The organism is Bacillus sp. AY3-1 (genome assembly GCF_008368785.1).
Classification (GTDB): domain Bacteria; phylum Bacillota; class Bacilli; order Bacillales; family Bacillaceae_G; genus Bacillus_A; species Bacillus_A wiedmannii.
Window position 1 is genome coordinate 310,695 of the sequence record NZ_QORZ01000009.1, and the last position, 13,021, is coordinate 323,715.

The 13,021-nt window shown below is 36.0% G+C and carries 10 protein-coding genes; 7 read left to right on the plus strand and 3 right to left on the minus strand.

The features are described 5' to 3' along the window. Positions 1 to 52: 52 nt before the first annotated feature. Entirely contained in the window at positions 53 to 1,714 is a 1,662-nt protein-coding gene (gene lldP / locus DN389_RS06910; protein WP_149236946.1) for an L-lactate permease, read from the minus strand. Positions 1,715 to 1,999: 285 nt separating this feature from the next. On the opposite strand from lldP, the gene DN389_RS06915 reads away from it, so the two are divergent. Further along, positions 2,000 to 2,317 (plus strand): magnetosome magnetite crystal formation protein family, encoded by a 318-nt coding sequence (locus tag DN389_RS06915; RefSeq protein WP_001014100.1) that lies wholly within the window; start codon positions 2,000 to 2,002, stop codon positions 2,315 to 2,317. 118 nt (positions 2,318 to 2,435) lie between these two features. Here the strand turns inward: DN389_RS06915 and DN389_RS06920 are convergent, their stop codons facing one another. Further along, positions 2,436 to 2,927 (minus strand): metal-binding protein, encoded by a 492-nt coding sequence (locus tag DN389_RS06920; protein ID WP_075309741.1) that lies wholly within the window; start codon positions 2,925 to 2,927, stop codon positions 2,436 to 2,438. Between the two features lie 53 nt (positions 2,928 to 2,980). Beyond that, positions 2,981 to 3,343, minus strand: coding sequence for a YkvA family protein (locus DN389_RS06925; protein ID WP_149236947.1), 363 nt, complete (start codon positions 3,341 to 3,343; stop codon positions 2,981 to 2,983). A 545-nt stretch (positions 3,344 to 3,888) separates the two neighbouring features. Between DN389_RS06925 and DN389_RS06935 the strand changes: the two genes are divergently transcribed. The 6 genes from DN389_RS06935 to DN389_RS06960 all read left to right on the plus strand — a co-directional run bounded on the left by DN389_RS06935 (position 3,889) and on the right by DN389_RS06960 (position 13,010). Then, entirely contained in the window at positions 3,889 to 5,817 is a 1,929-nt protein-coding gene (locus DN389_RS06935; protein ID WP_088123760.1) for an LTA synthase family protein, read from the plus strand. 506 nt (positions 5,818 to 6,323) lie between these two features. Beyond that, positions 6,324 to 7,208: a D-amino-acid transaminase gene (locus tag DN389_RS06940; RefSeq protein ID WP_080377652.1), complete on the plus strand. Its 885-nt coding sequence runs from the start codon at positions 6,324 to 6,326 to the stop codon at positions 7,206 to 7,208. A 209-nt stretch (positions 7,209 to 7,417) separates the two neighbouring features. Continuing rightward, positions 7,418 to 9,139 (plus strand): C40 family peptidase, encoded by a 1,722-nt coding sequence (locus DN389_RS06945; protein ID WP_149236948.1) that lies wholly within the window; start codon positions 7,418 to 7,420, stop codon positions 9,137 to 9,139. 345 nt (positions 9,140 to 9,484) lie between these two features. Then, positions 9,485 to 10,696, plus strand: a complete 1,212-nt coding sequence (locus DN389_RS06950; protein WP_149236949.1) for a NupC/NupG family nucleoside CNT transporter — start codon at positions 9,485 to 9,487, stop codon at positions 10,694 to 10,696. Between the two features lie 260 nt (positions 10,697 to 10,956). Then, positions 10,957 to 11,712, plus strand: a complete 756-nt coding sequence (locus tag DN389_RS06955) for a GGDEF domain-containing protein (RefSeq protein ID WP_098802163.1) — start codon at positions 10,957 to 10,959, stop codon at positions 11,710 to 11,712. After that, positions 11,709 to 13,010 (plus strand): glycosyltransferase family 2 protein, encoded by a 1,302-nt coding sequence (locus DN389_RS06960; protein WP_098082128.1) that lies wholly within the window; start codon positions 11,709 to 11,711, stop codon positions 13,008 to 13,010. The genes DN389_RS06955 and DN389_RS06960 overlap by 4 nt, the downstream gene beginning before the upstream one ends. The last annotated feature ends 11 nt before the right edge of the window (positions 13,011 to 13,021 follow it).

Below are 13,021 nucleotides of genomic sequence, written 5' to 3' on the forward strand. Positions count from 1 at the left end.
TTCCCATCATACACGATAATCTAAAAAATGCAAAGTTTATTTCTTTTGTTGTTTATGGAATCATCCACGTTAAATAATATGCCTGTACATACGTCATAATACCAACAATAATTACGAAGAATAAACTATGCTTCACTGTAAAGCGGAATAAATCTGATTCTTTTCCAGCAAGTCCAACTGCCGCACAAGCAATTGCAATCGATTGCGGAGAAATCATTTTTCCGGTTACACCGCCCGTTGTATTTGCTGCAACGAGAAGTACTTCAGATACACCGACTTGCTGCGCTGTAATCGCTTGTAAATTCGAGAACAGTGCATTCGCTGACGTATCGGATCCTGTTAAAAACACACCGATCCAGCCTAGGAATGGTGAGAAGAACGGGAATAGTCCGCCAGTTCCTGCAAGTGCTAATGCTAATGTAGAAGATAGACCAGAATAGTTTGCGATAAACGCGAATCCTAATACGAATCCGATAGATAGAATTGGCATCTTAAGCTCATGTAACGTTTCTTTAAATGTCACTACTGCATCTTTTGCACTCATTTTCAAAATAAAGATAGAAATGATACAAGCAATTAAAATTGCTGTTCCCGTCGCTGATAAAATATCTAATTTCAAGATTGCTTCATAAGGCGTCGGTTTATTTACAATTGGCTCTGCTTTCATTACTAAATTGTGTAAGCCTGGAACTTCAAACTTAAACACAAGGCTTTCCAAAGCACCGCCTGGAGCAAATAACGCTTTAAAGAAACTTTGGCTCCAAATGACTACCATCACAGTTAAAATAATGAATGGAGACCATGCTTTTACTACTTTTCCTACCGTTAGTTTCGGCATAGATATTGCCGTCGTTGTCGCAGCTACTTCACTATTTGCTTGTTTAGACTGATAAATTTCTTTCGGCTGCCAAACTTTTAAGAATAGCGATAAACTCACTAAACTTACTAGTGCTGACGTAATATCCGGAAGTTCTGGTCCTAAGAATGTCGCTGTTATGAACTGCGTAATTGCAAATGAGCTACCTGCTACAAGTAAAGCAGGCCACGTTTGTCTTACCCCTTTCAACCCGTCCATTAAAAATACGATAAAGAATGGAACAAATAATGATAAGAACGGTAATTGATGTCCAGCCATTTGTCCAATTTTATGTGGATCAATACCTGTTACTTGTCCAGCAACTGTAATCGGAATTCCCATCGCTCCGAACGCTACGGGTGCCGTATTTGCGATTAAACAAAGACCCGCTGCATATAAAGGATTTAACCCAAGACCTGCAAGAAGTGCGGCCGTAATCGCTACTGGTGCACCAAATCCTGCTGCCCCTTCCAAAAATGCTCCAAATGAAAAACCGATTAAAATAACGAGTAAACGATGGTCATTTGTAATGGATAATACAGATGCACGAATCACATCGAATTGACCTGTTTTCACAGATATTTTATATAAAAATACCGACATAATGATAATCCAAGCAATTGGCCATAGTCCGTATAAGAAACCATATCCGGTCGCTGCCATCGCCATCGTGAACGGCATCTTATAAGCGAATAACGCCACTAAAATTGTCAGTACAACTGTAATAAATCCTGCCACATACCCCTTCATGCGGAAAACTGCTAAAGCTAAGAAAAAAAAGATAATCGGAATAAGTGCGACCGCTGCCGAAATCCAAATGTTTCCGAACGGATCATAAACTTGTGTCCATGTGTTCATTGTTCTCTCCCCCTAAAGAATCCCCTTTTAAATAGAATAACCTCATCAATAGACTATCAGGTCATCATACCTTTCAGCCTAAAAATAAAAAAACGTCAAAGAAAACGTTTTCATTAATTTTATCACAACAATTTCCATTAAAAAAGATTTTTTTGAAAATTTTATTATTTAACGAAAAAATCTTACAAAATCGTCATGTTCTTGTAATGTTCATCGATAGAAAGCTTGCCAAAACTATTGCATAATAATAGTATAACAACGGACATTATTTATGAGGTGATATATATGAACGGAAACAAAATATTAGCAGCTTTATCATACTTTAGTGTATTATTTGCCCCTATCTTATTCCCTATTATTGTGTGGATTGTGGGCGATGCGGAAACGAAACCACATGCAAAACGTGCTCTATGGACACACATTATCCCAAGTATCGCTACATTCATTGGCGTAACTATTTTAGGAATTATGGGTCTTGGATCTGATCAACCGGATGTAACACTGGGCATCGGTACAATGATTGTCTTATGTATTTGCGGAATCATTAGCTTATACTACTTTATTTGGAACATCGTAAAAGGTATTAAAGTACTGAAAGCTTAAGTTTAAACAAACGTTTGATTAAAACAGTACGCATCATAATAAATGAAATTTTATCGGCGATACGACAATCTTTTAATAAGAAAAAAACCGTCCCAAAATACCTTTTGGGACGGTTTTTTTATCTTCTGCGTTTCTTCTTTTTTCTCATCATTTTTTTGCGGCGCGTATTCACTTTATCCGCTATAATGTGAAGCGTGCTTGCTACAATAATTCCCATTATGAACGTTACAATTTCAACTTCATGTTCCTTCGCAATTTCTATTAAATTCCCATCAAGCGCGATTACATTTAATAGGAATAAAAACGGAGAAAACACAATTAACATGTATGCAATACGAATCACATCACCAAGTATAATTGTATGTGTAAAGAAGGATCGATGCGGCATGACCTTCTTATACGGATACCAAAATATACGTAGGAACCCCCATTTATTATACGCATTACTATATGTATCTAAATCCGGCGTTAAAAATGAAGTACCTACTAAAAAGCCAATTGCAAAAGTTAATAAAAAATCCAAGTTTGTTAATCCATACGAAAAGAGCATAAACAAAACAACCGGAAGGGATATTAAGTTTATTTTCGTATGCGTTCTTCCTGATGGCATAATGCACTTCCTCGCTTACGTTCGCCCTGTCACCATATGACAGTTCTCACCTATTAATCTAATTTCTGATCGATAAAGGATGTGTCTATATCCGAACCAAACCATTCTGCCAACTTCACTCGTGCCTTATCTTTCACCTCTTCATTGACGTATAACGACGCTTGTAATAGAGCAGCCATTAACGCCCCTAAATCATCTGTATAACCAACTCCAGCAATGAAATCTGGGATGGCATCAATTGGTGCAATAAAATAAGCAAGTGCTCCAATCACAATAATTTTCACTCGCTTTGGAACATCAGGTCTTTGCAAAACATAAAACAATAATAAACTTGCATAAATGACCGACTGTCCCGCTTGCTTTGCAACATGTTTTGCTTTCTTCCAAAACGCTTCAACTGAAAATTTTTGTTCCATGTAAAAGCCTCCCTATTTTTTTAAAGAAATAAGCTACAATATGTTATCAGTAAAAGTTCATCAAAATTACACATAATCTATCAATGAACTTTCATTGTAACAAACAAACGAAAAAAGAACAAGTGTTCGTTAATTTTTACATACTTCCCTTCATATAATAGGTTTCTAGATAACCACTCACCCATTGTCATTTCTTATTTCTCAACAAGAAAATTTTCACTTTCACTTAACATTCTGCTCTACCTTTGTTATATTTTCTAGTTGACGGACATATAAACGAATGTTAAAGTTTTCTCTGGTAGTGACAAATCTTATACAAAATATGTAAAATGTTATAGTGTTTCTCAGAAATGAATTTTGTTGTATAATACAGAAATGACGTTATGCTTATGAGCAGCACAAGAAACCAAAAGGGTATGCATAGTTATAGTCGTATATGGGTGAATATAGAACCTCTAATTATGGCCAAGAAAACTATGTATTTTTTATTTTAGCATTTTTCGCTCCAAAATCGACCAAGCCTGATAGAGAAAGGGTGGAAATGAATGAAAGAAACCTTGAAATCACAATTTCAAAATGTGCGTTTCACTGTATTCGTAGCTTTAGCTTTATGGCTGAAGACGTATCTTATTACACGCACAAGCTTTGATTTAAAACTTGAATCTTTCATGCAAGAATTCATTTTATTCCTTAGCCCATTAGCAGCATCATTACTGCTTGTTGGTCTTGCATTATTTGCAAAAGGGAAAAAACGTAACTATATAGCACTTGGAATTAATTTTATTTTAACAATCGTTCTTGTTGGTAACGTAATGTTCTACGGATTCTACAATGACTTCGTTACTTTACCAGTACTAGGACAAACATCTAACTTTGGAAGTTTAGGTTCTAGTGTGAAAGAATTGTTTAACTACAAAATTATCCTTGCATTTGCTGATATTATTGTATTCTTCATTTTATTGAAGAAGATGAAGAATTTTGCACCGACAGAACGTGTAGCACGCCCAATGCGTTCCCTATACTTCGTGTCAACAGTTGCTATTTTCTTCGCAAACTTAGGACTTGCAGAAGCTGAGCGTCCTGAACTATTAACACGTTCATTCGACCGCGTTATGCTTGTTAAAAACTTAGGTTTATATGTACACCAAGTGTATGATCTTGGCTTACAAGCAAAATCAAGTTCACAAAAAGCTTTTGCTGATGGTAGTAAATTACAGGAAACAGAGAACTACGTAAAAACAACGCAAAGCAAACCAGATCCAAATATGTTTGGTACGGCAAAAGGGAAAAACGTAATTGTTGTCTCTCTTGAGTCATTACAAACATTCTTAATTGGTGCAACAGTTAACGGACAAGAAGTTACACCATTCTTAAACCAATTTACGAAAGAAAGTTATTACTTTGATAACTTCTTCCATCAAACTGGGCAAGGAAAAACATCTGATGCTGAATTCTTAGTAGATACTTCAATGTATCCACTAGACCGTGGTGCTGTATTCTTCACACACGGTAATAACGAATATACAGCAACTCCAGAAATTTTACGTGAGCAAGGATACCATACATCGGTATTCCACGCGAACAACGCAACATTCTGGAACCGTAACATTATGTATCCGGCACTTGGTTATGATCGTTACTACAACGAGCTTGACTACAAGATTACGCCAGAAACGAAATTAAATTGGGGATTAAAAGATATCGAATACTTCGATCAATCTATCGATATGTTAAAAGAAGTGAAGCAACCGTTCTATACTCGCTTCCTTACTTTAACAAATCATTACCCATTCACTTATGATGACAGCACGAAATTAATCGATGAATACAATTCTGGTGATGGCGTATTTGACCGTTACATGGTAACTGCTCGCTATTTAGACGAAGCAATGAAACACTTTATTGAACGTCTAAAAGCAGAAGGTATTTACGACAACTCAGTTATCGTATTCTACGGTGACCACTATGGTATTTCTGAAAACCATAACCGTGCAATGGCACAGTTCTTAGGAAAAGAAGAAATCACTGCATTTGACCATATGAACTTACAAAAAACACCGATGTTTATTCACGTTCCAGGTCAAAAAGAAGGTAAAACAATTTCAAAACCAACTGGTGAAATTGACATTAAACCAACAATTCTAAACTTACTTGGTGTAGATTCTACGAATCAAGTTCAATTTGGTCATGATGTATTCTCACCTGATAATAAAGGATTCGTTGTTCTTCGTGACGGTAGCTTCGTTACAGATAAGTACATGTACACGAACAGTACATTCTACGACCGTACTACTAGCGAAGTTGTACAATTACCAAAAGAAGAATCTCAACCACTCATTGATCGTGCCCAAAATGAATTGAACATGTCTGACAAAATCATTGAAGGTGACTTACTTCGCTTCTCTGAAAGTAATAAGACCAAAACTGGTGAAGTAAAGACAGCTATTAAAGAAGAAAAGAAGAGCGCTGAGTAATCTCAGCCTCTTTTTTTATATTTCTCCATACAATCACTTATATTCATTAACTTTAACATTACATAACCTTTACCAAATATTCACATAGAATTAATGAAACATCTCTATAATAAAATATGTAAGCAAGGTTCTATATATTTCTTATCTCTCATCTGTAATAAGATCCCTTAAAGAAATATATGAATCGTTTATTTCTACTTTCTTATAATTGTCTTTCACTATGTTTTGTTTCCATACACAAAACATTCAATAAGACGATGTCCCTATGAAAGATAGCTACCCTCCTTGTGCAGCATTCCATCAGAATGTTGCTTTTTTTTATTCAAAAGCAGGATTCTTATTTCTCATTTTCGAATTTGTATATACAAAATGCTGTAAATCGCTACTACTTCTCTACCATTTACAAATACATATACGTCATATGTAAAGAAGTACTCACATAAAAATTACTATAGTGATTTTTATTCCAAATGAAAGCTTCACTTTACTTATGCACTTACGAAAGGATGGGACGGAAATTGGCATATGAAAGATTTGTACTTTGGAATGATGCAGTTATTGATACAACGAAACAAAAAACGTATATAGAACTTGAAGAAAGAGGCTTGCAGTTTGGAGATGGTGTCTACGAAGTTATTCGCCTATATAAAGGAAACTTTCACTTATTAGATCCACATATCACAAGATTATATCGCTCCATGGAAGAAATAGAATTATCACTCCCTTTCTCAAAGGCAGAACTTATTATCCTGCTTTACAAACTAATTGAAAGTAATAATTTCTACGAAGATGGAACGATTTATTTGCAAGTATCTCGCGGTGTACAAGCTCGTACCCACACATTCTCATATGACGTCCCTCCGACAATCTATGCCTATATTACGAAGAAAGAAAGACCAGCGTTATGGATTGAATATGGTGTACGTGCTATATCAGAACCAGATACGCGCTGGCTACGCTGTGATATCAAATCATTAAATTTATTACCTAATGTATTAGCCGCTACGAAAGCTGAACGTAAAGGTTGTAAAGAGGCTCTTTTCGTACGAAATGGTACTGTAACTGAGGGAAGCTGTTCTAATTTCTTTCTCATAAAAAACGGAACTCTCTACACACATCCAGCCAATCACCTTATTTTAAATGGCATCATTCGTCAGTATGTCCTTTCTTTAGCGAAAACCCTTCGCATTCCGGTAAAAGAAGAACTGTTTAGCATTCGCGATGTTTATCAAGCGGATGAATGTTTCTTTACAGGAACGACGATTGAAATTTTGCCGATGACTCACCTTGATGGAACTGCAATTCAAGATGGTCAAGTTGGTCCTATCACAAAAATGCTACAAAGATCATTTTCTCAAAGCTTGTTACAATCCAATATGTCATCTTCTTAAACACGAATAATCTCTAACCTTTCTATATTCAATATATGTATTTAAATGGAAATCAAGGTATAATTTATACCTTGATTTTTTCTTGTAATCTTTTTGTCATATTCAGATTCCCGCATAAGTCTTGACAGTAATCGACATGCTCTTTAGAATTTTTAACAGTTGGTAAATATTTCTTAACTACATTACAGACAGAAAGGAATCGACAAATTATGAAAAAATACCTTGCCGGTCTTGCGGCAGTGTCTGTAGCAGGAGGAGCAGCACCTACACTTGATAGTGTTCAAGCTGCCCCTGAACAAAATACACAAAAAGCTGCTACAACTGTCCAAGCTTCTGCATCAAACAGCTCATCTTATACGGTAAACGCTAGCGTATTACATGTTCGTGCAGGATCAAGTACTTCTCACGACATCATCTCTCGCGTTTATAACGGTCAATCACTAAACGTGATTGGCGAAGAAAATGGTTGGTTCAAAATTAACATTAATGGAAAAACAGGCTTTGTTAGCGGTGAATTTGTATCAAAAAATGGTGCAAGCAATTCCAATGTAAGTACAACAGGTGGAAAAAATAAAGTTACTGCTGATGTATTACGTGTACGTACTGCTCCTAACACTTCTAGTTCTGTTTCAGGACGTGTATATGAAGGACAAGCATTAAACGTAATTGGTCAAGAAAATGGTTGGGTGAAAATCAACCATAATGGACAAGTTGGCTATGTAAGTGGCGAATTCGTATCTGGTGTTTCTTCTAATGCAGGTTCTTCAAACAACAATACGAATAATAACAACCAAGAATCTGTAAAACCAGCAAGCGGAAACTATACAGTAAATGTATCTTCCCTTCGTGTTCGTACAGGTCCTAGCACTTCTCACACAACTGTAGGGTCTGTTACAAAAGGACAAGTCGTACAAGTTGTTGGTGAAGTTCAAGATTGGTTCAAAATCAATTACGCTGGACAAGCTGCTTACGTAAGCAAAGACTACGTAACAAAAGGCGGTTCTAGCGACAACGTTACACAAGGTAACAAACAAGAACAAAATAATAATGTAACCGTTCAAACTGGTGGTACTTACGTTGTTAACGCAACATCTCTACGCGTTCGTACAGGCCCTGCTGCTTACCATAGTGTAATTGGTGGCGTGTTAAATGGGACTACATTAAACGTAGTTGGATCTGAAAACGGTTGGTTTAAAGTAAACTATCAAGGAAAAACAGGTTTCGTTAGTAGCGAGTTTGTAAAATTCGTTAAAGGTGGCACTGCTACTCCTGAACAGCCAAAACAACCTGATCAAGGTGCAATTGGCAACTACTACATTAATGCTTCTGCCTTAAACGTACGTAGCGGCGAAGGTACAAATTATAGAATCATAGGGGCACTTCCACAAGGACAGAAGGTTCAAGTAATCTCTGAAAACTCTGGATGGAGCAAAATTAACTACAACGGTCAAACTGGTTACATCGGAACACGTTACCTTTCTAAAACACCAGTTGGTGGCGCAGTAGATAATAAGCCTAACAACAACCAAAATAACAATAATAACAATAACAATACAGGTAATAATAGCGGCGACAGTTCTTCCATACTTGCATATGCAAAAGGAATGCAAGGCGTACCGTACGTTTGGGGCGGTACTTCTGCTACTGGTGTTGACTGCAGTGGTTACATCTACCACGTATTTAAGAAATTTGGTCATAACATTAGTCGTCAAAGTGTTGCAGGATATTGGGGTAGCCTACCACAAACTTCAAATCCACAACCAGGTGACTTAATTTATTTCAAAGATACTTATAAAGCAGGTCCTTCTCATATGGGTATTTACCTTGGAGGCGGATCATTTATCCAAGCCGGAGATAAAGGTGTCGCAATCGCTTCATTAAGCAATTCTTATTGGAGTAAGCACTTCTTAGGTTATACGAAAGCACCTTAAGTTATATTTTAGAGCCTTCTAGATTACTAGAAGGCTCTTTTTAATATATGTCACCTTTATCCCCGAAAAAATAATGTATCTATTTCCCTATTTCATACACTATATTCTACAAAAACACTCCATAACGTTATCATAATGTATATTTTTACATAAAAAACATAACCTATTTCATGTCTAATCATTTTATATGTGTTTTTTTAAAGAATTTTCTTTTTATTTAAACTTTTCGTTAGACGTTTGACCTCCGATGTCCATTATGATAAGTTACTTAAGATGTTATATTCGTAAACGTATAGACAACTGGTTTATACACTTTTTTTACTATGAGGAAGGAGCATACACTGCATGAATCTTTTATGGGGAATTGGCGGCGTGATTGGAGTATTAGCAATCGCTTTCTTACTATCTTCCAACCGCAAAGCTATTAATTGGCGCACAATTTTAATCGCGCTAGCATTACAAATGTCATTTTCATTTATCGTATTACGATGGGATGCCGGAAAAGCAGGTTTAAAACACGCTGCGGATGGTGTTCAAGGATTAATTAATTTTTCTTACGAGGGAATTAAGTTCGTTACTGGGGATTTAGTCAACGCAAAGGGCCCTTGGGGATTTGTTTTCTTCATTCAAGCACTACTTCCAATCGTATTTATTAGTTCATTAGTTGCAATCTTATATCATTTCGGTATTATGCAGAAATTTGTTAGTGTCGTTGGTGGTGCATTAAGTAAACTTCTTGGAACTTCTAAAGCAGAAAGTTTAAACTCAGTAACAACCGTATTTTTAGGACAAACTGAAGCTCCAATCTTAATCAAACCTTACTTAGCACGTTTAACAAATAGTGAATTTTTCACTATTATGGTAAGCGGTATGACAGCCGTTGCCGGATCAGTTCTTGTCGGCTATGCAGCAATGGGTATTCCGTTAGAACACTTATTAGCAGCAGCAATTATGGCAGCTCCATCAAGTTTATTAATCGCGAAACTAATTATGCCAGAAACAGAAACAGTAGATAATAACGTTGAACTTTCTACAGAACGTGAAGATGCAAACGTTATTGACGCAGCAGCACGTGGTGCATCTGAAGGTATGCAACTTGTTATTAACGTAGCAGCAATGTTAATGGCTTTCATCGCATTAATCGCTTTATTAAATGGCTTATTAGGATGGGTTGGTTCTTGGTTTGATATTAAACTTAGCCTTGATTTAATCTTCGGTTACTTACTATCACCATTTGCTATCTTAATCGGTGTTTCTCCTGGTGAAGCTATACAAGCAGCAAGCTTTATCGGTCAAAAACTTGCAATCAACGAATTCGTTGCATACGCAAACTTAGGACCACACATGGCAGAGTTCTCTGCAAAAACAAACTTAATTTTAACATTCGCAATCTGTGGATTCGCAAACTTCTCTTCTATCGCAATTCAATTAGGTGTAACAGGAACGTTAGCTCCTACTCGCCGTAAACAAATTGCACAGTTAGGGATTAAAGCAGTTATCGCTGGTACATTAGCAAACTTCTTAAATGCAGCAGTTGCAGGTATGATGTTCCTATAAAATGACGCAAAGTCTCCTCTTTCTAAAGAGGGGGCTTTTTATTATATGTTGTATATTTTTTTGGTATATATTAAATACTTTATGCTTAAATATAAGAACATTATGATACAATAATTAGTAAGTCTGTTTATTTTTTCTTGCAAAAGAGAGATACTACTTGTTGTTGCTCTCCAAAATAACCTAGTCATCCGGTCTATTTCTTAATAATTGCGCATACTACAAGTATCCTTGCATGAATTACCTTTAAGGAGGAAAGTTTTGTGAAAAATAATTTCTATAAAGTCCTCTCTATGTGGATTTTACAAATTTTATTTTATTTTACAACTGTACATGTAACGCAATATGAGCATGCTCTCATTTTTACAATTATATATGTAATTGTTAATGTACTATTTCTATTATTAACTGATAAAACCGCATTTGTTCTTTTTATATTAGGAACCATTACTTCGGTATTCTATCTGTTCTACCAAGCATGGCTTTACTTATGGAGTACATCAGAACAATGGGAATACATTATTACTCACTTCCTAATGGCAGCAAACTTCTTCATCGTATATATCTCCACTCATTTATTAAAGAAGGTTATTCATGAAAATAAAGAATTAACCGAACGTGTGAGAATATTAGAACAATACATTGGAGAATCAAAATTATTAACAAGACAAGAATTCGAAAGACGACAAGCATTATTAATCACTGCAATGAATCGTCGTAATGAAACAGGTGTTATTATTTACTTTGATTTCAATTCCTTTAGTAAATATACAAAGGAAAGTGTTATGAACCGTGTAGCTTCATTATTAGTTGAAACGATAAGAGATGACTTTGATCTTGCTGCTGAATACGATAATAATAAGCTAGTTATTTTATTACAAAACACAAATGAAGCCGGTGCTGACATTGTAATGAGCCGTCTAAAGCCAAAAATGGAGCAATGGCTTGCTGCTGAAGCGATCCAAGATATACAAATTTCACGCGAACAAATTGGGAACAAAGGAAAGACGTTATTATGATGACACTCGTTATACTGCTTTTATTCCTTCTGTTTTGCGTACTCGTTTTTTGGATTAGTATCACATTTTCGATTAAGTATATACTTATCTTTACAGCCTTTCTATTCTCTGCCTTACTTGTTTACTATTCTTTCTTAACACTCGCAGGTTTAGTTCACCGAAATAGTAAACGAAAAGATCGTACGCTAGAACATTATCCAAGCGTCGACATTTTAATACCAGCCCACAATGAAGGGGTCGTTATTAAAGATACTTTAGAGGCGATGGCAAAGATTGAATATCCAGGTAAACTAACTGTTTATTTATTAAACGATAACTCTCAAGATGAGACACCTGAAATTGGTGACGATTTTGACAAAGCTTATGCTCATATTCGTCACATTCGTGTTCCGGCGGGTGAACCAAAAGGGAAATCGCGTGTATTAAACTATGGTCTTAGTATTTCAGATGGTGAATACTTCTGTGTGTATGATGCAGATAACCAGCCTGAACCACATGCACTGCGAATGCTTGTAGAACACGCTGAAACAACCGAGGATGCTGTTGGAGCTGTTGGTCACGTTCGTACTGTAAATGAAAACAGAAACTGGCTAACACGAATGATTTCATTAGAATTTCAAATCTTCCAGCTCCTTATGCAATCCGGACGCTGGTTACTATTCCAAACAGGTTCACTAACAGGAACAAACATGCTTCTTCGCCGCTCTGCATTAGAAGAGCTTGGCGGTTATGACCCGTATGCAATTGCAGAAGACGCTGAATTAACATTACGAATTACACAAAAAGGCTATCTCTTACCGATCGTTCCAGAATCGATTACATGGGAACAAGAACCTGAGCATTTAAAAATCCTTATTAAGCAGCGTACACGTTGGCTCCAAGGGAACTTGTACATTTTAGAAAAAATGTTTTCTTCCTTAAGTTTCTTTAAAGGAAAACTTCTCGTCCATTCCTTACAACAAGTTTTAGTGTATGTTGTATTTTGGCTATTCTTAATCATCTCGAACGTTTGGTTTGTAATTGGGGTACTCGGGATATTCCAAATTCAATATAGCATTCCGCTACTATTTATGTGGTATGTCGCATATATTACATATGTTTCTCAATTATTTAGTGCCCAGAGTGTGGAGCGAACCTTTACACCAACTAATATTTTTATTAGTGTTATCATGTACTTTACGTACGCACAGCTCTTTACGTACTTATTCATTCGCAGCTTAATTTTATACTTACGTGCAAAGAGCAAGAAACAAGTCATTGGCTGGGATAAAACAGTTCGATTCAAAAAAGAAAAGTAAAACTTTAATCA